The organism is Acinetobacter populi (assembly GCF_002174125.1).
GTDB classification, from domain to species: Bacteria; Pseudomonadota; Gammaproteobacteria; order Pseudomonadales; family Moraxellaceae; genus Acinetobacter; species Acinetobacter populi.
On record NZ_NEXX01000009.1, the window covers coordinates 1 to 24,277 of the forward strand.

The window sequence follows — 24,277 nt, forward strand, 5'->3', positions numbered from 1 at the left end:
CGTCACCAGCAAGCTAGGTCGGCTATTCTACTCTAAATCTCTTTAAAGTCAACTAGTAATTTCGATTGTTTCTAAACTTATTCCTTCAAACCAAATATTAATAAAAACCCTTAAGTTCCAACTAACACCCTGTTTTTCAACAAGTTTTAATCTGCATCACCGCCGATGGATGTGCATTCTACAGTATTCCCCTACCAACGCAACCCCTTTTTTTATCTTTTTAAATCATACGAACTTTTTTTAACCTCTTTTATTACTTTTGTTCACTTATTGAACGCTTTCCGTAGGTTTTTTAAGCTTAAAACGGTTTTGGACTTACTTTGGCATCAACAATGACGATCGGTTTAAGTGGTACATCAAAGTGCATGCCTTTTTTGGATGTGGGGACATTTGCAATATTATCAACCACATCCATGCCTTTTGTGACCCGTCCAAAAACAGCATAGCCATAATCTCTCACACCATGATCCAGAGTTGGATTGTCTACAGTGTTAATAAAGAATTGACTGGTTGCACTATTAATTGCACCGGTTCTTGCCATGGCCACTGTACCGCGCAAGTTTTTCAATCCATTATTGGCTTCATTTTTTATTGCTGGGAAAGTTGTCGGTTTTTGTTGCAAGTTAGGTGTGAAGCCACCCGTTTGTATCATAAAGCCAGGAATGACTCGATGAAAAATGGTGCCTTTGTAGAAACCAGAATTGACATATTTTAAAAAATTATTGGTACTGATCGGCGCCTGTTGATCATAAAGTTCGATTTGAATATCGCCTTGTGTGGTACTTAAGGTAACTTGTGTTCCAGCAAAGGCATTGGCCGTTAGACCAAATAAACTTGCTATGACGATCGCATGTTTAAGACTGCTCATATTCTTCTCTCATTTCATTTAGGACATATTTCACAATAATTTTGATCTTATTCTGAAGTCCGTGATCTGCATAATTATAATAGAAAGACGTTATTTTATCGCCTATTTTCTCCTGATGCGTCATTTCCTCCTATTTTCTTTGTACACTTCTTTACACTATAGTCGCTTAGCTATTTCGTTTTTTTGAATAGAACGCTAAAATAATCACACATTTCACAGTATGTTTTGATAACGACATATGCCATTTGTACACATGTGTTAATATGATCACATAATTAAAGCAAATCTTATTTCTATCTCTATGGAACTATCATGAGTAAAGCTTTACCCATCGTTGTAGCGGCTGTTTTAGGTAGTGTTGCACTTGTACCTGTTTATTTTGCAAGCCAAAATCCAACTAAATACCAGGCAAGCTCTCATCATTCATCATTTGATCCAAAAACTGCCACAGCTGTCGAAAAAATCAGTTATGTATTCGGTTATGAAGTCACTAGCCAGATGACACCACCAGAACTTGACGTTAATGCATTTTCTGCTGGTGCCCGTGCCGGCCATGGGCATGAAGAATTTCCGTATAGCAAAGAAGAAATCAATGCTGCATATCAAGAATTCGTCGCACAGCAAAAAAATAATGATCAACCCGCTGCACTTTCCCAACCTGAAGTTTCAGCACCATCTGATGATGCCAATGTTAAATTTCTGACAGAAAATGCGAAAAAGCCCAATGTAAAAACCACGGCTTCTGGATTGCAATATATTGTTGATAAAGAAGGGACCGGGAAACAGCCAAAAGCAACTGATGTTGTAAAAGTAAACTATGAAGGTAAATTAATTACGGGTGAAGTTTTTGACAGCTCATTTCAAAATGGTCAACCTGTTGAATTTCCGTTAAATCAGGTTATTCCGGGCTGGACAGAAGGTTTACAGTTGATGAAAGAAGGTGCTGAATATACCTTCTTTATTCCGGCTAAATTAGGCTACGGCGCCCAAGGTATGGGACCGATTCCAGCAAATAGTACACTGATCTTTAAAGTACAATTACTAGAAGTAAAATAATTGCCAAGGTCAGATAAGATAGCTTGTCTGACCTTGTATCTTAGATGCTCATTTACAAAATCAACACACAGATTTTAATAAATATTTTGCAATAATTTTATAAAAGACATATATACATTTTTAACCCTAGAGATGATTGAGTCTCCATCATCCTTCATCTTGAACCAATGTTAAAACCTCATCACACATCTATATTGTGAAAATAGATGAAGCGTGGAATTTATTACAATGAAAAAATATCTTTTTTTAGGTTTAATCTGTGCGGCAACCAGTTCATTTGCTGCGCCGACCATTACAGATAAAAGTAGTGAACGCGAACAGGTAGGCTATAGTTTTGGTTATCTAATGGGAAAATCCAATGCCAACGCCTTGAATAACCTCGACATCAATAGCTTCTTAGAAGGTTTTAAGACAGGTTATGCCGGACAGGATTCTACCTTAACCAATGAACAGATGGCGAGTATACTCAATCAGTATAAGCGAAAAATGGATGCAGAGGAGTTGGTGACTTTCCAGCAATCAGCTGCTGAAAATTTAAAGGCAGGTTCTGCATTTTTACAAAGTAATGCCAGTAAAACTGGGATTAAGACAACTGCCAGTGGCTTACAATATCAAGTATTAAGTCAGGGAAATGGTAAAAAACCAACTGCAACCAGTCAGGTAGAAGTGCACTATGAAGGGCGTTTACTCGATGGCACGGTATTTGATAGCTCAATCGCACGTGATGAACCAGTAACACTGCCTTTAAATCAAGTCATCAAAGGCTGGCAGGAAGGCATTCCACTGATGTCTGAGGGAAGCAAGTATCGTTTCTTTATCCCTGCAAATTTAGCCTATGGTGAAGTCGGTGCAGGCGATGCGATTCCACCCAACAGTACTTTGATTTTTGATATTCAACTCATCAAAGTTGTATCTTAAGATTCCTTTGAATACAACCACAATCTAGAATAGCCAAAATACGATTGATGCAGCATCATAGAGGTTTAAAAATATATTTGGCAATTTAAATCTGGATTTTAATGCTCAAGAGATAGATAAGAAATAAGCCAATGGCAATTTGCTATTGGCTTATTCATTGGGCTTTCACAAAACCTACATTTGTTCACTATAAGTTTTTAAGGTGAAGTTTTTCTTTAAATTCAGCCCATTTCTCTTTGCGTTTTTCGGCATGTTCCGCTTTTTTCTGTTCTTTAATGGCTTGTTCTGCTGTCGCGTTAACCTGTTCCCATGCACTGATTGAGGCTTCAACTTCGGCTTTTACTTCATCATAGGACCAGCGTTGTAATGTTGCATTTTTCGCTGCAAAGTATGCATCCACCGCAGTGGTATCCTCTTCTTCAATATCAAGCAGTAATCCCGTCGTACCGAGTTTAAAACTTTGGCTCAGTTTAGATAAAATCGTGCTGTCTTCACTTATATCTTTAATATCAAAAATCGAACCAAACAATACACCTGTGGTAAAACCCAGCAACATGCCCAATGGACCAGCAATTACACCCACCAACATCCCAATTAAACCACCACCCAGTGATTTTATCCCGATGGTATTACTATCCCCTTCATTGATGGCAAGTTTGCCATCTTCTTTACGCTCAATAATGACCGCTTGTTGAATACCAGAAATATTCGCACGTTTTAATTCGCTATATTCCTGATAAGCTTTTGCTGAATCCGGCCATGTCACTAAAATAATATTGCGAGACATCATTTACTCCTTTTTACAACAATTGAACTGTTTTTAGATCAGGATTAATTTGCTTAGTGATATCAATCCCAATAAATTTTGATTGTACTGAGTCATTGTTTAACGATATTAATCATAGGCTTTAAAATATTGTCTGTCATACATTTCATTTTCAATTGAATTTCAAACATGATGATCATCTGTTAACCAAGATTTTTGGATTGATGGGCTTTTCTGAGTCGTTATGTTGATTTCAACAGGGTTATTCTTTTCTTTATCACTATCTCATTTAGCTTAATCATACCGATCAATCTCCCGCTACCACCGCTTACGCTGTTATGCATGATTTACTCCGGAAGTACGCTGTTCTTTATTAAAATGTAGTGCTAATTACACTTTAATCCTATTCTAGCGAATGCCTAGTTAAACTTTGTATCAAAATACTTTTTTGTTTTATAGAGATTAAAACTTTGCAGAATCGCGATATACTTGTTCTCTTTTAAACCATTTCGGTTTATACATATCTCCTTATATCAGCTTTTGGACTTTTCTCCATGCATAGCTTAGATTCTGTACAGCTTTTCAATCTTGCACCGTTACCCATGGTGCTAGAGGATTTGAGTGGACTTAAGCAATTGTTTGATGAATGGCAAACAGCCGGTATTGAAGATATTTGCGCTTATCTACAAGCAGACCCTATGCGGATGCAAGCCTGTTTACAACACATTAAAATTTTACAGGTCAATCAAAAAGCACTTGCGCTATTTGCAGCTGATTCTGAACAACAGCTAAGCCAACATCTGGATCAAATTTTTCAAGATGATATGCTCATCTCGCTATTACAGCAGTATATTCTGCTATGGCAAAAACAAGCACCCATTTCCACCGAAATGATGTGTTTATCTCTAGATGGAAAACGTCTAGAACTCTTATTACACATCTTAATTCTTCCGGGTCACGAGTATGATCTCGGTCGGGTATTTATTACCGCTGAAGATTTATCGCCACATCGTGAAGCACAGAAAATTGAAAAACGACATCGCCAATTTGCAGAAGGCATGTTTAAGTTTTCACCTGCCTCATTATGGGTTGAAGATTTTAGCCGTATCAAAACCCGTCTTGATCATCTGCGTAATCTAGGTATTGAAGACTTTCGCACTTTTCTGGATGTGCATCCCGAATTTATAGAACAATGCATGAGCGACATTATTCTGATTGATGTCAATCAAGCCACGATAGACTTGTTTGCAGCCTCTTCCAAAGAAGAATTAATACAAAATCTGGATCGTGTGTTCTGTGGTGAAATGCGGCTTACCTTTCGTGAACAATTAATTGAATTATGGAATGGGAATATCCACCATCGCCGGGAAGCCGTAAATTATGCGCTCGATGGCAGTATTCGTAATGTGCTCTTACAGTTTTCGGTTTTTCCGGGTTACGAAGAAGACTGGGCCATGGTACAAGTTTCCTTAACCGATATTACCGCACGTAAAAAAGCCGAAGCCTATCTTGAATATCTAGGCAAACATGATGTGTTAACCAAATTATTCAACCGCTCTTTTTATACTGAAGAAATTCATCGTCTCAATCGTAGTATTATCCGCCCGATATCCTGTATTTATCTGGATATGAATGGACTTAAGATGATTAATGATCGCTTGGGACATGATATTGGTGATGGATTATTACGCCGTGTCGGCGATATTTTAAATCAGGCAGTCAATGCACCCCATACTGTTTCACGCATTGGTGGTGATGAATTTGTTGTTCTAATGCTGGGTGCCAATGAACAAGAGGTTGAGACCACCGTTCAAACCATTAACGAACTGTTCCATATCGACAATCAATATTACTCCAGCCTACCTATTCATATGGCGATTGGTTATGCCACCAGTCAAGAAAATGAAAATATTGAAAATATGATCAAACGTGCCGATCATAGAATGTATGAAGATAAGCAACGTTATTATCAAGAAAAAGAGTTTCTGGAACAAAAAAAAGACCGAGAGATTTAAACTGAATCTTTCGGTCTTTTCATACTTAACATGAATTTGGAATAAGGTGAGTAGAAGAAATTTATTTCGTAGTAGCGTCCGCTGCTTGTTCGAGGTCAGCAGATTATTTGCAAAATAATGTTTTTCAATTAATTTGTTCTTTAGCGGTATTTGACCGAGTTTGCAGTGGACAAATGGTTTTGCCTACTTTTCCCGAAAGAAAAGTAGGTCGAACCGAAGGTTTATCCTAAAATATGCCTAATCTTGTAAGACTCCGTCGTGATTCTTTCATTGAAATTAGTTTTATTTATACAAAACAAAGACTGTTATCCTGAACTGACGTTACCTAAATTGATTATGGTCGTAAATGGCGAGGTCGGAAACCTGTTACCAGTAGTGCAACACCATATGCAACTGCACCTGCAACACAAAGCAACAATAATTCAATCACTCGAGTCATGGCACTGGCTGTACCGTCAAACCATTTTAAACCCAGCCATAAGACCAATATCATGACCAGATTGGCGATCACAAACTGAATAATGGTTGTTTTCCAGTGCCCCTGAAAACGATAAATATTACGACGATGTAAGGCAGTATATAAAAGAATAGCATTAATCAATGCAGATCCCGAAGATGCCAGTGCCAGTGCCATATGCTGTGCCTGCCAGCCGATCAAATGGAAAACACCCAATAAAATCAGGGTAATGATCATATTAGCAAAGACTGTAATCATCCCAATCCGTACCGGTGTTTTGGTATCCTGCTGTGCATAAAAGCCTGGCGCAAAAACTTTAATCAGCATATAGGAAATCACACCTGCACTCATACATTGCAATGCCAGTGCTGTCATTTGTGTATCGCGCAGGGTAAATTCACCATGCTGGAACAAAGTCTGGATAATCGGTGTGGATAACATACACAGCGCAATACTAGCCGGCATTCCCACCAGAATAATGACTTTGGTTGCCCAGTCCATCATGGCTTTGAATTTTTGCATATCCTGATCAGCTTTTTTCATGGATAACGATGGCAAAATCACCGTACCAATCGCTACACCGATCAGCCCTAAAGGCAGTTCCGTCATGCGTTCTGCGGTATAAAGCCACGACACCGAGCCATCCTGCATATGCGAAGCCCAGAAGGTATTCAGTAACAAATTAATTTGCGTCACCGATACCCCAAACAATGCCGGCAACATCAGCTTTAAAATCCGTCTTACCCCTTCATGCTGAAAATCCAGTTTAGGTGGAATCAACAATTTTTTACGCCATAATTCCGGCAATTGAATGGCAAGCTGTAAAATCCCTGCAATCAACACCGCCCAACCCAGCGACATAATGGCAGGACTGGTATAAGGTGCCAGAAATAAGGCAGCCAGAATCATGGTGAGATTCAATAATACGGGTGCAAATGCTGGCGTGGTAAATGAACCATAACTATTTAGAATACTACTGGCAAATGCAGTGAGAGACATAAACAGCAAATAGGGAAAAGTCAGACGGAATAAATCGACCAGTTGCGCAAACTTGGCAGGATCTTCACTAAAACCGCCAGCATATACATATAAAATCGCTGGAGCAGCCACCATCGCCACAAAAGTCAATATACTGGTGATAAGCAATAATCCCCCAAATACCCGACTAATCAGAATTTGTACGTCCTGATGGGTTTTTGTGGTTTTATATTCGGTTAAAACCGGAATAAAGGCTTGTGAAAATGCCCCTTCGGCCAATAGTCGTCTAAAAAAGTTTGGAATACGAAATGCCACCACAAAGGTATCGAAATCCTTGCCAGCTCCAAATACATTGAGCAGTACCATATCCCGCACCAGCCCCAAGACTCGTGACAACATGGTCATTGCACTCACTGTAAGCGTTGAACGCCATAATGCCATGGTGATCCACCTAAGACGAAAAATCGCTATTGTAAAAGAATTTTTGTGATTTGCATGAACAGCTTTGTATCCACTTGCAAACTATTTTGTCATACGTTGTGAAAAAATAAGCTGACGCAAAGTCTGCCATTGAAAAAAATCACCGGGGTCGGTCTTGCGTCCTGGCGCAATATCAGAGTGCCCTGCCAGATGCTGTCTGGTTTTGGGATAAGCCGATTCAATCGCCAAAATAACCTGACTTAATTGTTGATATTGTACCGCTTCAAAGGGCAAATCATCGCTGCCTTCAAGTTCAATGCCAATCGAATAATCATTACATTCCACCTGTCCCAGATAACTAGAGCGTCCAGCATGCCATGCTCGATCATTAAAATTGACAAACTGAATCACTTCACCGCTACGCAAAATAAGTAGATGTGCCGACACCTGCATGCCTTGAATGGTCTGAAAATAAGGATGAGCATTCCAGTCCAGTTGATTCTGAAAAAATTGCTGAATATAGCCACCGCCAAACTGCGAAGGTGGCAAACTGATATTATGCACAACCACCAAGCGTATATCGGTATTTTCAGGTCGCTGATTAAAATTGGTCGATGCAATCTGTGTTGCACCTTGCAATATCCCATCTTTGATAGAGAATGTTGTCATCATGAAATCATGTCTTGTCAGATCAATTTATTTTACGTCAGAATTTGCTAATATTGTCCAATAAATCACAATACAAGTTTACTTGTATACGAAAAGTATCCCGGATTTATCAAATCAAGCTTTAACACATGAGCAAAATAATGGATCACGAGTCTAAACGTAAAGGTTCCTCTATCACTCGGGTATTAGAAATACTCGATACACTGGCACAATCGCCCTATCCTTTATCACCTGCTGATCTCGCCATCGCTTTGGATATTCCCAAACCTTCAATCCATCGTTTATTAAATACGCTGGATAAAGAAGGCTATGTGCAACTGGATTCCTATGGTGGCTTTACCGTAGGGAATAAAATCCACAACTTGATTTTAAATGTGTGGAAAAGTGCACCTTTAAAAATAGAACGCATGTCGATACTTGAACAATTATCAAATACCATCGGCGAAACCTGCGGTATTGCAGTGATGTATGATAATCATATGGCATATACCGATCGTGTACAGACCAACTGGCCACTGCAAATTTACCTGCCTGTTGGTTCAAAAGTCCCATTATGGTGTACATCTAGTGGTAAATTATTTTTAAGCAGTTTAGAACATGAACAGCGTAATCGTATCCTAAAAAGTCTACCCATCCAGAAAATGACCAACAATACCATCATTGATCTATCACACTTAAATAAAAATATGGATCAAATTGCACAGCAACAATTCAGTACAGACAATGAAGAATTTATTGCAGGCATGGTGGCAATGTCGGTTCCGATTGTGGATAGCCAACAAGATTTAATTGCCTGTTTATATACCCATGCCCCAACTGTACGTAAATCTCTAGATAATTTACTGGAATTTGAAACCACACTACGCAGTGCAGCACAAGAATTAAGCCTGCTTATTCAAAGCATTCAGGCTCATAAACAAATCAAGGCGGAATAACCGCCTTAATATTTAACAGCATCAATTCACTCAATATTAATTAATTGAGTGTCGGCATGGAAAATTGTGCGCCTTCACGAACATTGGCACTTGGCCAGCGTTGGGTTATGGTTTTGCGACGAGTATAGAACCGTGCACCATCTGGTCCATACGCATATAAATCACCAAATAATGAACGTTTCCAACCACCAAAGCTATGATATGCCACAGGCACAGGCAATGGAATGTTAATTCCGACCATACCCACCTGAATATGATCCGAGAAATAACGGGCAGCTTCGCCATCACGGGTATAGATACAAGTACCATTGCCATATTCGTGCTGATTAATTAAATCCATTGCCTGCTGCATGGTCTGCACACGCACGATTTGTAATACTGGACCAAAAATTTCTTCTTTATAGCTCAACATATCGGGGCGCACCTGATCAATCAAGGTTGGCCCAACAAAAAAGCCATTTTCAAAGCCTTGCGGTGCAGCCTGACGACCATCGACCACAATTTTTGCTCCGTCCTGTTCTGCACTATTAATATAACCCACCACTTTATTTTTATGCTGCTGGGTAATCACAGGACCAAAATCATTGCTTTTATCGGCATAGCAACCAAATTTTAGACCTTGAATTTGCTGACTTAGACACTCAATTAAACGATCAGCGACTTCATCACCGACTGCGACAGCAACCGATAACGCCATGCAACGCTCGCCCGATGAACCAAATGCTGCGCCCAATAAGGAACTGACCACATTATCAAGATCCGCATCTGGCATCACAATCGCATGGTTCTTCGCACCGCCCAATGCCTGACAACGCTTGCCTGTTGAGGTTGCAGTTGCATAAATATATTCTGCAATCGGAGTTGAACCAACAAAGCTCACTGCCTGAATACGTGGATCATGTAATAAGGTATCCACAGCAACTTTATCACCATTGACCACATTCATTACCCCATCGGGTAAACCCGCCTGTTTTAATAATTGTGCAATAAACAAAGTTGAGCTTGGATCACGTTCAGACGGTTTTAGGATAAAGCAGTTACCACAGACGATTGCCATTGGATACATCCACAAAGGTACCATCGCCGGAAAGTTAAACGGGGTAATCCCGGCCACGACACCAAGCGGCTGAAACTCACTCCATGAATCAATATTTGGCCCTACATTTTTACTAAATTCGCCTTTCAAAAATTCAGGCGCACTACAGGCATATTCGACATTTTCAATACCACGTTGTAATTCACCTGCTGCATCATGCAAAATTTTGCCGTGTTCCTGACCAATCAATTCACAGATTTTATCGGCATTTTGTTCCAATAATTCTTTAAATTTAAACATGACACGGGCACGTTTAATCACCGGAGTATCACGCCATGCCGGGAATGCCGCCTGTGCAGCAGTAATCGCTTCTTCTACGGTTGCTTGACTGGCAATCGCTACATATTTACTGATTTCACCTGTTGACGGATTATAAACCTCTTGGGTACGGCTCGCATCATCACGGGCAACACCATTAATTAAATGTCCAACAACATGTTGAGTATTTGAATTTGTCATCTTACATATCCTTTTCAGATCAATTTAATTCCAAAGTTTTTGATAGAGTTCAACCATTTGTGCAATGGTTGGTACACGGGGATTATTGTCAGGTGAACCGGAAGCTTTGGCCTGCTGTGCCATCGTGTCTACAATTTGGTCAAATTCTTCCCTGCTTGCACCAAACTCGGCAAGGGTCGGTACATTTAATTCACGATTTAGATCCTGTAAAAATTGCACCAGTTTTTGATTGGCAAGATCAGGCTCATCCTGCTCACTGGCGATACCAATTGCTCTGGCACAATCGGCATAACGTTCAGGTGCAGCAGAAATGGAAAATTCGGTAATCATCGGTAACAACATGGCATTGGATAAACCATGCGGCACATGAAAAAATGCCCCGATTGGACGGCTCATGCCATGCACCAACGCCACCGATGCATTAGAAAATGCTGCACCTGCTAGTGTTGAACCCAACATCATCGCTTCACGGGCTTGCTCATGCTCTGGCTGGTGATACACTGTTCTTAAGTTTGGACCGATCAGCTTCATAGCCGCAATTGCTTGACTATCACTGTATAAGTTGGCTTTTTTACTGACATAAGCCTCTATGGCATGGGTCAGTGCATCAATTCCTGTATCGGCTGTGGTGCGTGGCGGTAAAGACAAAGTCAGGCTATAGTCAATAATTGCTGCTTTTGGCATAAAGCCCAGACCAGCACATAACATTTTTTCATTATTTTCATCATCGGTAATAATGGTAAAACGCGTCACTTCTGAACCAGTCCCTGCTGTAGTCGGTACAGCAATGACAGGAATACCCGCCTGATTGGTTAAATTTGGAAATTTATAATCACGAATCTTGCCGCCATGCGTACTCAAGATACTAATCGCTTTGGCACTATCAATTGGACTTCCGCCACCCACAGCAATAATCGCATCAAAAGCCTGACTTTGACTAAACTGAACACCCGCCAAAATTGAAGATGAGGTCGGCTCTGGAATGGTGTCAGCGAAGACTTCACTGGAAAATCCAGCTTCACTCAGAATATTCTGAATATTCTGAATATATCCCAGCTTGACCATCATCTTATCGGTGATAATTAAGGGTTTTGTCGCACCAAGTGAATGCAATACTTTGGGTAAATTTGCACTGGCATGTTTACCAACTTCCATGATACTTGGAATAGCAATACTACTCACCATATCCAACTCCTTGTTTAAAAATTTAAAATGAACCAAACATCGTACCCAGTGTCACCACAGCGACCAGGGCAATGAGTGGAAAAATAATGGCGACAACAAACATGTCGTAATATGACTGTTTATGCGTGAGTCCACATAAAGTAATGATGGTGATGACCGCACCATTATGTGGTAATGAATCCATAGTGCCTGATGCCATAGATGCCACCTTGTGCATTAATTCCAGTGAAATGCCATGTTCCAATGCCAAGGCTTTATAGGTTTCACCCATGGTATTTAAAGCGATACTCAAGCCACCCGATGCAGACCCTGTAATCCCTGCCAGGACATTGATCACAATTGCCTCAGAAATCAGTGGATTATTCGGTGCCAGACCAATCAGAAAATCACGAATAATCACAAAGCCAGTCAACGCGGCAATCACCGAGCCATAACCCACTTCCGAAGCTGTATTAAAGATTGGTAAAAATGAAGAACTGACACCCTGCTGCAAGGTTTCCTTTATATCTGTAAAGCGATTCCAGCTCAGTGCCAAAATCAATAGGCAAGAGAAGAACAAAGCACAGGTAATTGACCACAACCCATTTACTGCACTGAGTGTAATCCCACCAAATTTGTCAGCCGCAAGATAAGAGGTATCCAGTGCAGGAAATGCAAATTTGCTTAAAATAAAATTACACAGAATCACAAACACAATCGGAACAAATGCCAGATAAACCGAAGGCAAACGTCGATCATCAAACTTTGCTTCCACTTCGTATGGATGATGACCATAGCCTTCTTGTTTCGTGTGCGCATCCCGAACACGCTTGTTTAACCACCACATTCCGCCTGCAAACATGATGATTGAAGCAATAATGCCGAGTATCGGTGCAGCATAGGTATCGGTATCAAAAAATGGCATCGGAATGGCATTTTGAATCGCTGGTGTGCCAGGTAATGCCGTCATGGTAAAAGTTAAGGCACCCAACATAATCGCTGCTGGAATCAAACGTTTTGGAATGCCTAACTGTTTAAATAATGCCGAAGCAATTGGAAATACGGCAAAACCCACGACGAAGAGTGAAACACCACCATAAGTCAAAATTGCACATGACAACACGATGGAAAGCATGGCTTGATGATGACCCAATTTATTTACTAAAAACTGGGCAATGCTTCGGGCAGATCCAGAAGCATCCATCAATTTACCAAACAATGCACCCAGTAAAAAAAGTGGAAAATATTTAATGATGTAGCCGCCTAGGCCGGTCATAAATATTTGTGAATAGAACCCCAGCATTTCATTGGCCGCACCACTCCAGAGTACGGCAAACATTGCAAGCACAGGGGCAAGAATAATGACACTAAAGCCTTTGTATGCGAGATACATCAGCAAAAATAGTGACAAGACAATTCCAAATATACTGATCATCTTAAATCCTTTTTAAGACATTCCATTTTATATAATGATACGATTTGTATCGTTATTAGAAGTTAGTTTAGTTTTTGAGGATTTGTTATTAGACTTTAGTCTTATTTGAATCAATATATACAATGTCGGTATTTCTATTTTTTATACTTCACCACATAAGGCAAAAATCCATTATAATTTGCGCCTTTCCTCATTTAGCCTTTTCTAAAGAGAAGCCCAGTCATGATTCCACAACAACTTCTTGAACATGCCATTCACAACAACGTACAACATGCCTTACAAGAAGACATCGGTGACGGTGACATTACCGCCCAGCTGACAGCGGCAGATGAACAGGCACATGCCCGAATTATCAGCCGTGAGAGCATGGTGCTTGCTGGTCGTCCATGGGTGGATTATTTATTTCAACAACTTGATCCAAAAGTTGAAGTGATCTGGTTAAAAAATGAAGGAGAACATGTTCAGGCAGATGAAGCCTTTTTAGAACTTAAAGGGAATGCCCGTAGTCTACTGACAGGCGAACGTCCGGCACTGAATTTTATTCAAACCCTGTCTGCGGTTGCCACCAAAGTGGCGAGCTATGTCAAACTGCTGGACGGTTTAAATACCAAAATCCTCGATACCCGTAAAACCATTCCCGGCCTACGCATTGCACAAAAATATGCCGTGACGGTGGGTGGGGGCCAAAATCATCGTTTGGGTTTATTCGATGCTTTCTTAATTAAAGAAAATCACATCATGGCAGCCGGCGGCATTGCCCAAGCGATTGCACAGGCACATCAAATCGCCCCAAACAAACCTGTCGAAGTAGAAGTTGAAAACTTTGCAGAATTACAGCAAGCACTGGATGCAGGTGCCGACATCGTGATGCTGGATAATTTTAGCCAGCAACAGATGATTGATGCGGTGAATCTGGTCAATGGTCGCTGTAAACTTGAAGCATCCGGCAATATTACGGTAGAACGCTTAAGAGAAGTGGCAAGTACCGGTGTGGATTACATTTCAATGGGTTCGCTCACCAAAGATATAAAAGCTGTTGATTTATCCATGCGTTTTATTTAATGGATGACATGATGAAATGCGTCTTGATCTGTTCGATCTACAACTGCTGTTAAATATTGCTGAAACAGGCAGTTTCAGCAAGGCAGCCGAACATGCCGCCCTCTCGGTACAAGCCTGTAGCGAACGGATAAAAAAACTGGAACAACGCTTTTGTCCCTTGTTAATTCGGCATTCATCAGGTGTACAGCTCACGCCAGCAGGTCAGATTTTTGTTCAGCATGCTCGGCTATTGTTAAAACAATATGCAGCACTACAACAAGACATTTCACCTTATTTACAACACCAGACCCAACACCTCACCTTATGGTGCAATTCTTCTGCACAAAGTGAATATTTACCAAAACTTCTGCCACAATATTTATTACAGCATGAACATTTAAATATTCATCTGAAAGAAGCAGAAAGTACCGTGATTATTCAGAATTTACAGCAAGGAATTGCCAAGCTGGGACTGATTTCTGATGTTTTTGATACTACCGGTTTACAAACTAAAACCTTTATTCATGATCCATTGGTACTGATTTGTCCGATGCAGCATCCGCTTTGCCAATATGCTTCACTGAGCTTAACACAAACCCTGAATTATCCATGGATCGGGCTGATGCCGCATCATGCTTTGCAGCAATCGATCGATAAACAACTAAGTCTGTTATCTGCCACAATTGAATACCGTTTACGACTGCTGGATTTTCAGGCCATTGCACAAGTGGTAAGTACCGGATTGGGGATTGCCATCATGCCAGCACAAATTGCCCAGCGCTTAGAATCGCAATATGCATTTAGGCAAATCGCTTTGCACGGCAAATGGGCCAATCGTACTTTACAACTCGCTTGTCAAGATTTTATGCAACTGCCACCGGCCCATCAGGCGTTGAGTGATTTTTTACTGACACAAACAAAAGATCTGTTTTTATAATTGATGCACAATCATATAACTACCCAACAAGATCAAACCATAAAAGAATAAACGCCGAAATTTTTGTTCGCTGATCCGATCCCGTAGCCGTTTACCCAGATGCATTCCCAATAATGCCGCGATTAACGCCAGACTGGATAATTTAATATCTGCGATAAAACTTAAACTTGGATTTTGATAAAGAAATACACCCAAACAAACAGTAGAAAGCGTAAAGACCAAGCCCAATGCTTGTACCAATTCATTTTTTTTAAGGTATAAAGACTGAAAATAAGGTGCTATCGGAATCACGATGACCCCTGTTGCAACAATTAATGCGCCACCCAGATAACCAATGACTGGCGATAAAAAACGTTCATATCTGGACAGATTGGGCATATTTTTGGCAAATAAACCATAAAGCCCATATAGTAGCAGCATACTACCTAGTAAAATTTCACTCAAATAACCATGTGCACTGCCCAAGGTTGGAAAAATACTCCATATCGTTCCCACTACAATGCCGCATAACAACCAGAAAAAACGACGGATTAAAGCAAGAAATGCACCTTCTGCAAAGAGTTGCCAGACATTGGTTAGCATAGATGGAATTAACAATAATGCAGCCGCCTGAAGTGGACTAATCAACAAGGTTAATAAGCCCATGGCAATGGTCGGTAAACCTAAACCGATTGTTCCTTTGACCATACCAGCCAATAAAAAAACCAGACATACAAATACAATCATAAAGATCAGCTTAACTGCGATAATGAACTGTCATGCAGCATACGCAATAACATGCATTTGACCCAGCAAATATTATGGGATCGGCTTTCAATCAAAATTTGAAATGACTCATTTATATCAAGTTTTTAGATCAAAGAATAAATTTCTATTTTATTGCTCACGTTCCATGTCAAGATCATGTGCTTGCTGTTTATAGCGTTGTTCCAGAATATTGGAAAAGATACTTTCAATCATCCAGACACGATACAGGCTATTAAATACAAATTGTTGTCCAGCAATACGCAATACCATCACCGGCAAGTTTGGTTGTTGTAATTGCTCACAATGTACTGCATTGTCTTGTAATTTTTGCTCTATGTCTTCTGGTGTCAATTTCAGCGTCTGAATATGATATTCATCGAGAATCGGTTGTAAATGTGGGGTATAACTGAGGTCTTTGCCTTTAGTCCAAGTAAGTTTGAGCATGTCCAAAAGCGCCTCTTCTTGCGCTTCCTTTCCTAGCTGGAAAAAGACCTGCGCCATGATCATGGCTGTTTTTACATCTGGGCGGCAAAAAGGCGTAAATTCTACATCGGTGCGTTTGGATAAACGCGTCGCCAGACTCCAGTCAAAATGATCGCGTCCCTGATAAGGCAAAGGATGAATCTGTAAGTGAATATTATATAAATTGGCCAGCTCATCTTTGATATACGACACCAATAACCATGAAATCGGATCTTCCAGCGCAATATACAGATCCAGTTCGGGCTGTAATGACTGAATTTCAAACAATTCTTCGGCATCGGTAATTAAATGCTCACGCCATTCAATATGATTAATCAAAAAAATAGGTGATGATTTGAGTAATTTTTGTTGTTGTAGGCGGCGGGTTAAACGTAATAAATCATCAACCGCCTGATACTCACGGCCACCAAAAGCAAAATAAGCGGTTAAAATCGGAATGGATTCAAATCTAAATTGAATATCCTGTGGTGGCATCTGATAATTCTTCGCCATCGCATATAGCATTTTTAGCTTGCCATATTGCTGATTCCACAACATATGGAACACATCTTCTAGTAAATATAGAAAATCTCGATCCTTTAACGGCGTTCGCTCCAGAATCAGGTGTGCCTGCTGAATTGCCTCTTTCGATGGCATTTCTGGCACATCATCATAAGCAAACCGATGTTGTAAGGCGAGAATTTTGGCATCATTCAGGCAATAATTTTGCCATATGTCCACACTCATGCCATTCGGTGGCGGTGCAGCTTGATCAGAAATTACAATTTTTAAGGGTTTGAGTTCATCAACCAAAATTTCTTCTAATTGTTCAAGCTGTTGTACTGCAAGATAACTATAAACATCATCCAGACGCAGATAAACCGTAATCCCGTCATCGATCGGCAATTGTGCTTCACGCAGTGGACGATCGTAATACCATGTAGAACGGATCGGATCAAACCACCTTCGTAACAGGGACATAACAAACCTCTAAGAAGAATAAATCCTGAACGGCTATTTAGCTTAAAATTGTCTACTTCACTTTACATTATAGGCATCTTGCGTGTGTCACAATTGTTTTGATCCTTTAACGCTGCATATCGAAATCAGACATGTGCAATAAAAGTCATTTCAAAGCAACACCAAGCGCAAGAAAAGCACCTCTCGAAAGAGATGCTTAAAACTTATAAACCCTATGCAACTTATAACAAGTCACAGGCAAATGTTCAATACATTCTGACGGATTATACGTTCAGATCAAGGTCTGTAACTGCACCTTTTTCTGCACCGGACGCCAGTTTGGCAAATTTTGCCAACGCACCTGTGCTGTAATTTGCTTTCGGCTTAACCCAGGCTGCTTTACGCGCGGCCATTTCTTCATCCGAAATATGCAAGGTCATTTCCCGTGTTTCGGCATTAATGGAAATTTTATCACCATTTTTAACCAAACCAATTGGACCACCCTCATAAGCTTCCGGTGTCACATGACCAATCACGAAGCCATGACTACCACCTGAGAAACGACCATCCGTAATCAAGGCAACCGATTTACCCAGACCTTTACCAATAATCGCAGAAGTTGGTTTTAACATTTCCGGCATACCTGGACCACCTTTTGGACCTTCACCGCGAATGACCACAACCTCGCCTGGTTGTACCTGACCATCAAGAATACCGCGCATAGCACCGATTTCACCTTCAAATACCCGTGCTGGCCCTTCAAAATATAGACCTTCTTTTCCGGTGATTTTGGCCACTGCACCCGTTGGTGATAAATTACCCTTGATCACAATCAGATGTGAGTCTTTTTTGATTGGCGCATCAAATGGCATGATGATGTCCTGACCTTCCGGATAATCCTCTACATCTGCCAGATTTTCTGCCAGTGTTTTACCGGTTACAGTTAAACAGGAACCATCAAGCATGCCACGGTCCAGCATACGTTTCATTAATGGCTGAATCCCACCAATCTTGATCAGTTCAGACATCAGATATTTACCGGATGGACGGACATCGGCAACAACAGGCGTTTCCTTACCGATACGCACAAAATCATCCAATGTTAAATCCACACCAACGGTATGCGCCATCGCTAAAAAGTGTAAAACCGCATTGGTTGAACCACCAAGAGCGATGACCACTTTGATGGAGTTTTCAAATGCTGCTTTGGTCATGATATCGCTTGGTTTGATATCCAGACGCAATAAATTCATCACAGCTTCACCGGCACGTTCGCAGTCAATCAGTTTATCTTTTGATACTGCTTCCTGTGCAGAAGAACCCGGCAAACTCATACCTAGTGCTTCAATCGCAGATGCCATGGTATTGGCTGTGTACATGCCGCCACAGGAACCCGGACCCGGCAAAGCGACTTCTTCAATCTGTTTGACCTGAATTTCGTTGATTTCACCTTTGGCATGTTGTCCTACCGCTTCAAACACGGAAATCATGTCGGTATGTCCAGCACCCGGCTGAATGGTACCACCATAGATGAATAAACCCGGACGGTTTAAACGTGCCAGTCCCATGATACAACCCGGCATATTTTTATCACAGCCACCAATTGCAATCACACCATCATAGCCCTGACACCCCACCACTGCTTCGATTGAATCGGCAATAATTTCACGAGAAACTAAAGAATATTTCATCCCTTCGGTACCATTGGAGATCCCATCAGAGATGGTAATGGTATTGAAAATTACGCCTTTACCACCTGCACTGTTTACCCCTGTTTCAACTTCGCGTGCCAGACCATCAATATGCATATTACATGGCGTCACATTGGCCCATGTCGATGCAATACCAATAAATGGGCGGGTAAAGTCTTCATCAGTGAAACCGACAGCACGCATCATCGAACGTGCTGGTGCATTTTCAACACCTTCATAAACAGGTGCTGAATGCTCGCGTATATTTTCTTTACTCATGAAAAGTACTCCGTATGGCTTGGGCCCGAGTAGTGATATGCCCTAGCTGTCTTTGCAAAACTGATGAAAAATTGTGTGTATTCTATAACTCATCGGGTTGCAGGGAAAGGTTTAAATGTGATCATATAAAAAATGCACCCCTTTAAGGATGCATTTTTTTATACTCAGCTAAATTTCTATCCAATTACCATTGGATATTGACTCGACGATTTGGTGCCAGACATGCAATGACTGCGTTTGATTTCGCACCATCACAGTGTTGATAAATAGAAGTTGCGCCATTGCTTTGAATACGAAGAATATTCGGATCAACGCCTTGTTCAACAAGTAGGCTTGCTACTGTATTAACCCTATTTGCTGCAAGCTGTTGATTATAAGCATACTTACCAAGACGATCGGCAAAACCAGAGATATCGACCTGTTTTGCTTGATCTGCTTTAATCTGTGCTGCAATATCTGCAATCGATGCTGTACTTTGAGTAATTGATGCTGAACTGTAGCGATCAAATGCAAATAAAACCACAGCATTATTCGATTGCAAACCAGTATTTAAAACATTGTCTGCAACTTGATTATTTGCGCCATAAGCAACAAGACCCGCACACTCTTCACCTTTCCAGTTCAGACTCTGGGCTATCTGTTTCTTATCAAAGTCAATACGTAACTGACAACGTTTATAATCCTGTGTATTGGGAATTTGAATGTCGAGTACATAATTCCAAACACGATTGACAAATACACCTTCATTAAATTGGGGATTACCCAATAAATGACGGAATTGGTCTTTGTTTAATCCTGTCTCCAGACGGGCAACATCATCATATTCATAACGCTTTACTTGTTTAAGATAGCTATCCTCAACGTGTGGAAAATGAATTTCTTCTGATGTTTGTTGCAGTGTTTCGGCATCTTCGGCATGTGTCATGGTGATGGCTAATCCACTCAACACGCTGAACATTAAGGCTTGATTTAATGCTTTCATCTCTATTCTCTCAATTTAATATTTAAAGATGGGAGGCTCCGTTTCGGAACCACCTCGTGTTTTATGGAATTAGTCAATTACACCGCTGATACCGATACGGAAGCTTGGATCACCTTCAGTTGCTGTTGCAACACCACCAGTCACCGCCCAACGTCCATTATCCGCAGTCTTACGCAAAGTCGCACCAACCGCTTGCTCACCACCATGATGCGCAGCACCAACTGCATAAGTCCATTTACCAGGAATAAATGGTGCTGTTTCCATGGCCATGGCTGATGCAATACCAGCTTTGGCTTCTTTTTCAACTTTATCAATACGCTTATTGGTTTGATAGAACGCATTCTCCAGACGATTACCCAGATCAATCACGTTATTATTCACTGCACCAATGGCATCATTGATATTGTCTTTACCTGTACCACCAATATTGGTGTTGGTGTATTGACCAGTTTCTGCATTATAGGTTGTGGTGCCACCAATGATGTTTTTCACACCTTCGGCATAACCATATAACTGACTACCATTCACTGCATCTTTAGAATCTGCACTCACCGTACCATTGGCAACATTGGTAACTTTTTGATCACCAGCATTAATACCGGACTGATCAATCACCACATTACCGACAGTCACTTTATCTGCTGAGACAGTGCCGGAAGTTACAGAATCAAAGGTCACATCCTTAGCAGTTGCAACTTCATAAACAGCCTGACCATCTGCACCTTTGGTCTGTGTTACAGTAATATTGCTGCCAGCTGTAACTTCTGTTTTTGCCGCTGCAACATTGCTATTAATGTCATTTACAGTATTACGTAAATCATCGACATTGACCGCGTTGTTTCCATCTGCCTTCGCAAGATCAACAACATTACCATCGGCATCTTTTAACCCACTATCCACACCGATAATGGTTTTATTACCTGCATCGATACCATCTTTAGTGACGCTTGGACCACCTGCAATCGTTAAACCACTATCATTAAGCGTCGTATCACCCGTAGTGATACCATCTTTAGCAACGGTAGTATTGCCGACTGTAATTTGACCGCTATCGCCATCAATGCTCACGGCATTATCACCAGAACCAACTGTAACTTTATCTGCCAATCCAACCGTAACATTGTTGCCATCATTGCTGACCACAACACTGCCATCACCTTTGAAATCTACAGTATTGCCCGGTTTAACATTGCTTGCATTTCCACCATTAGTCGATACATTCCAACCCTGATTTGCATTGTCGGCAGCATCTTTAATAGATGCAATCGCATCATTAATGTTGTCTTGGCCAGTACCACCAATATTAGTGATCGATACATTGCCAGCATTATTTACCGCATTTCCACCAAGAATCGTCACCAGATTATTTTGTGTGGTATTCAGCTGTTCTTCGGTTGCTGCACGACCTGCTGTAGCAAAATCTGCACCGCCTAACGTTGTATTACTTAAGCCACTAATCGTATTGCTCGTGCTATCCAATACAACATTGCCAACAGTCACACTGTCAAAGTTCACATCATCTGCTGTCGATACGGTATAAACGGTTTGACCGTCATCACCTGTTTCAGACTTAACAGTGATGTTCTTACCTTGTTCTACTTCGGTTTTTGCTGCTGCCGCTGCTGCTTTCACGTCGCCTATATTGGCTGCATTGGTCTCGGTTGTACCGCCGCTAGCAACATTGGTGATTTGATTACCGCCATTATTCAAGCCATCTTTGGTTAGACTTACCATGCCATTTGGCGCTGTGTCAGTAGGCGTAATCGTAATACCATTACCATTGATTATAGTGGAACTATCACCTGCTGGAGTTGTAAAGGTCGCACTAGTCAAATCTGTCAGATTTTTCGCTAATTTAACAACTAGCTCGCCATTTTCCGAATCTACTCGTGTATTTGCAGCTGTCGCTTTTGCCTCATCTGCCAATTCACCTTTGACAGTTAAGGTTTCATTCAATTTCTTGGCAATCGTATCGCCTGTGTTACCCGCAAAGTTCAAACCATCATTCAAGGTTGCTACTTGCTCGGTTTCACCTGTAGTCGGATCTGCATAGATAATGCGGGTGATACCATCTTGGCCATTTACACCTGGTGCACCAGCTGCACCTGTCAGGCTAATGCCATCTGCACCATTCTGACCATTTAAGGTCACAGAATCTGCTGAAAGATTCTTGTCCAGTGCAACAATAATGTTGCCTTCGTCATCTACGATGGTTTTGATGTTCTCTGCGCTATATTCACTGTCAGCTTTGCTACCTTCACCTTTAATGGTAACGGTATCGCCCAGTTTCTTGTCAACTGAACCTGTATTTCCAGCAAATGTTAATGGTGTATCACCCAACTCTGTAACGCTATTATCTACATAGTCCTTATTAACAATGTGGGTACCATCGGTAATCGGACCGTTGTACGTTGCACCTTCGTTGTTCACAACAAAGTTGTCACCCAGCTTGGTTTCACCAGTTGCTGTCAGATTAGTTGTACTTACGCTACTGTTGTCTATGTAAGTGTCACCTACAGTTACACTGTCAAAGTTTACATCTTTCGCTGTAGCAACTTCATAGTTATCTGAACCATCTGCATTCTGGCTCTTGGTCACAACTATGTTATCACCTTCACTTACTGTAGTTTTTGCTTTCGCTGACTGATCTTCAATCGCTTCAACGATTGTCGTATACGAATCACCACCGACATTCACCGGACCAGTTACAGATCCACCATTATTAGTGACGCCTCCACCTATAATGTTCGATACCGAATCAGATACTGACGATAATTGTTCCTCTGTCGCTGCTCGACCTGCTGTGGCAAAGTCTGCTGTACCCAATGTAGTATTGGTTAGGCCAGTAATTGTACCTGTCGTACCATCCAGCGTAATTGGACTACCTGAAGCATCACCTACCGTTACAGTATTGAAATTCACATCGTCGGCTGTCGCTACTGTATAAATGGTTTGACCATCTGCACCCACATCAGATGTGACTGTGATGTTCTTGCCTTCTTCTACTTCGGTTTTCGCCGCTGCACTCTCACCTTCAATCGCCTCTGCAATCGTAGTGTAGTCATTGCCATTCGCTGTAAACGGTCCAGTGATACTACCATCTACATTCGTAACACCGCCACCAATAATGGTTGCTGTGCTGTCTTGTGCTGCATGTAACTGGCTACCATTGATCGCATCGCTAGAACTAGAAGACACATCGCCTGCTGCAAGATTACTGATCTTGTTGCTACTGCCATCAATCAAGATCCCTGTGGTCGCATCGCCTACAGTTACACTGTCAAAGTTTACATCTTTCGCTGTAGCAACTTCATAGTTATCTGAACCATCTGCATTCTCAGTCTTGGTCACAACTATGTTGTCACCTTCACTCACTGTAGTTTTTGCTTTCGCTGACTGATCTTCAATCGCTTCTACGATTGTCGTATACGAATCACCACCGACATTCACCGGACCAGTTACAGCTCCACCATTATTAGTGACGCCTCCACCTATAATGTTCGATACCGAATCAGATACTGACGATAATTGTTCCTCTGTCGCTGCTCGACCTGCTGTCGCAAAGTCTGCTGTACCCAATGTGGTATTGCTCAAACCGGTAATTGTACCTGTCGTGCCATCCAGCGTAATCGGACTACCTGAAGCATCACCTACCGTTACAGTATTGAAATTCACATCGTCGGCTGTCGCTACTGTATAAATAGTTTGACCATCTGCACCCACATCAGATGTGACTGTGATGTTCTTGCCTTCCTCGACTTCGGTCTTCGCTGCTGCACTCTCACCTTCAATTGCATCAGCAATGGTGTCATAGTTATTACCATTGGTCGTAAACGGTCCAGTGATACTGCCATCTACATTCGTGACACTGCCACCAATAATGTTTGCTGTGCTGTCTTGTGCTGCATGTAACTGGCTACCATTGATCGCATCGCTAGAACT

18 protein-coding genes are annotated in these 24,277 nt (G+C 41.3%); 6 read left to right on the forward strand and 12 right to left on the reverse strand.

The features are described from left to right. Positions 1 to 298: 298 nt before the first annotated feature. On the reverse strand, positions 299 to 868 hold the full coding sequence (locus CAP51_RS16900) for a peptidylprolyl isomerase (RefSeq protein ID WP_087621938.1): 570 nt from the start codon (positions 866 to 868) through the stop codon (positions 299 to 301). A 312-nt stretch (positions 869 to 1,180) separates the two neighbouring features. On the opposite strand from CAP51_RS16900, the gene bamJ (CAP51_RS16905) reads away from it, so the two are divergent. Continuing rightward, positions 1,181 to 1,924, forward strand: coding sequence for a BamJ family beta-barrel-assembly machinery protein (bamJ, locus tag CAP51_RS16905; protein ID WP_087621939.1), 744 nt, complete (start codon positions 1,181 to 1,183; stop codon positions 1,922 to 1,924). A gap of 228 nt (positions 1,925 to 2,152) precedes the next feature. Then, positions 2,153 to 2,842 (forward strand): BamJ family beta-barrel-assembly machinery protein, encoded by a 690-nt coding sequence (bamJ, locus tag CAP51_RS16910; RefSeq protein WP_087621940.1) that lies wholly within the window; start codon positions 2,153 to 2,155, stop codon positions 2,840 to 2,842. Between the two features lie 187 nt (positions 2,843 to 3,029). Here the strand turns inward: bamJ (CAP51_RS16910) and CAP51_RS16915 are convergent, their stop codons facing one another. Beyond that, a complete protein-coding gene (locus CAP51_RS16915; RefSeq protein WP_087621941.1) occupies positions 3,030 to 3,629 on the reverse strand; it encodes a DUF1269 domain-containing protein in 600 nt (199 codons plus the stop codon). A 533-nt stretch (positions 3,630 to 4,162) separates the two neighbouring features. On the opposite strand from CAP51_RS16915, the gene CAP51_RS16920 reads away from it, so the two are divergent. Continuing rightward, complete coding sequence (locus CAP51_RS16920; protein ID WP_087621942.1) at positions 4,163 to 5,623, forward strand: sensor domain-containing diguanylate cyclase; 1,461 nt, start codon at positions 4,163 to 4,165, stop codon at positions 5,621 to 5,623. Positions 5,624 to 5,957: 334 nt separating this feature from the next. Here the strand turns inward: CAP51_RS16920 and murJ are convergent, their stop codons facing one another. Beyond that, positions 5,958 to 7,499, reverse strand: coding sequence for a murein biosynthesis integral membrane protein MurJ (murJ, locus tag CAP51_RS16925; RefSeq protein WP_087621943.1), 1,542 nt, complete (start codon positions 7,497 to 7,499; stop codon positions 5,958 to 5,960). Positions 7,500 to 7,580: 81 nt separating this feature from the next. Next, complete coding sequence (gene ampD, locus CAP51_RS16930; RefSeq protein ID WP_087621944.1) at positions 7,581 to 8,150, reverse strand: 1,6-anhydro-N-acetylmuramyl-L-alanine amidase AmpD; 570 nt, start codon at positions 8,148 to 8,150, stop codon at positions 7,581 to 7,583. A 137-nt stretch (positions 8,151 to 8,287) separates the two neighbouring features. On the opposite strand from ampD, the gene CAP51_RS16935 reads away from it, so the two are divergent. Then, complete coding sequence (locus CAP51_RS16935; RefSeq protein WP_087621945.1) at positions 8,288 to 9,082, forward strand: IclR family transcriptional regulator; 795 nt, start codon at positions 8,288 to 8,290, stop codon at positions 9,080 to 9,082. Between the two features lie 40 nt (positions 9,083 to 9,122). Here CAP51_RS16935 and CAP51_RS16940 read toward each other — a convergent pair whose 3' ends face one another. The 3 genes from CAP51_RS16940 to CAP51_RS16950 are packed head-to-tail and all read right to left on the reverse strand — an operon-like array spanning position 9,123 to position 13,236. Continuing rightward, positions 9,123 to 10,637 carry a CoA-acylating methylmalonate-semialdehyde dehydrogenase gene (locus CAP51_RS16940; RefSeq protein ID WP_087621946.1) on the reverse strand — a complete coding sequence of 505 codons (1,515 nt, stop codon included), beginning with the start codon at positions 10,635 to 10,637 and terminating at the stop codon, positions 9,123 to 9,125. Positions 10,638 to 10,661: 24 nt separating this feature from the next. Next, positions 10,662 to 11,822 (reverse strand): iron-containing alcohol dehydrogenase, encoded by a 1,161-nt coding sequence (locus CAP51_RS16945; protein WP_087621947.1) that lies wholly within the window; start codon positions 11,820 to 11,822, stop codon positions 10,662 to 10,664. Positions 11,823 to 11,844: 22 nt separating this feature from the next. After that, complete coding sequence (locus tag CAP51_RS16950) at positions 11,845 to 13,236, reverse strand: GntP family permease (RefSeq protein ID WP_087621948.1); 1,392 nt, start codon at positions 13,234 to 13,236, stop codon at positions 11,845 to 11,847. Between the two features lie 222 nt (positions 13,237 to 13,458). Here CAP51_RS16950 and nadC point away from each other — a divergent pair, with 222 nt between their 5' ends. Both nadC and CAP51_RS16960 read left to right on the forward strand, forming a co-directional pair. Further along, a complete protein-coding gene (nadC, locus tag CAP51_RS16955) occupies positions 13,459 to 14,298 on the forward strand; it encodes a carboxylating nicotinate-nucleotide diphosphorylase (RefSeq protein ID WP_087621949.1) in 840 nt (279 codons plus the stop codon). A 16-nt stretch (positions 14,299 to 14,314) separates the two neighbouring features. Further along, entirely contained in the window at positions 14,315 to 15,214 is a 900-nt protein-coding gene (locus CAP51_RS16960; RefSeq protein ID WP_087621950.1) for a LysR family transcriptional regulator, read from the forward strand. Here CAP51_RS16960 and CAP51_RS16965 read toward each other — a convergent pair. The 5 genes from CAP51_RS16965 to CAP51_RS16985 form a co-directional block, all read right to left on the reverse strand. Continuing rightward, positions 15,209 to 15,940, reverse strand: coding sequence for a sulfite exporter TauE/SafE family protein (locus tag CAP51_RS16965; protein WP_087621951.1), 732 nt, complete (start codon positions 15,938 to 15,940; stop codon positions 15,209 to 15,211). The two genes, CAP51_RS16960 and CAP51_RS16965, sit on opposite strands and share 6 nt — an antisense overlap. A 150-nt stretch (positions 15,941 to 16,090) precedes the next feature. Then, entirely contained in the window at positions 16,091 to 17,404 is a 1,314-nt protein-coding gene (locus CAP51_RS16970; RefSeq protein WP_087621952.1) for a hypothetical protein, read from the reverse strand. A gap of 263 nt (positions 17,405 to 17,667) precedes the next feature. Next, entirely contained in the window at positions 17,668 to 19,353 is a 1,686-nt protein-coding gene (gene ilvD, locus CAP51_RS16975; RefSeq protein ID WP_087621953.1) for a dihydroxy-acid dehydratase, read from the reverse strand. Positions 19,354 to 19,537: 184 nt separating this feature from the next. Then, positions 19,538 to 20,335 carry a trimeric autotransporter adhesin/peptidogylcan-associated protein TpgA gene (gene tpgA / locus CAP51_RS16980; RefSeq protein ID WP_087621954.1) on the reverse strand — a complete coding sequence of 266 codons (798 nt, stop codon included), beginning with the start codon at positions 20,333 to 20,335 and terminating at the stop codon, positions 19,538 to 19,540. Between the two features lie 69 nt (positions 20,336 to 20,404). Continuing rightward, a partial coding sequence (locus CAP51_RS16985) for a YadA-like family protein (RefSeq protein ID WP_171294821.1) occupies positions 20,405 to 24,277 on the reverse strand: 3,873 nt, incomplete at its 5' end.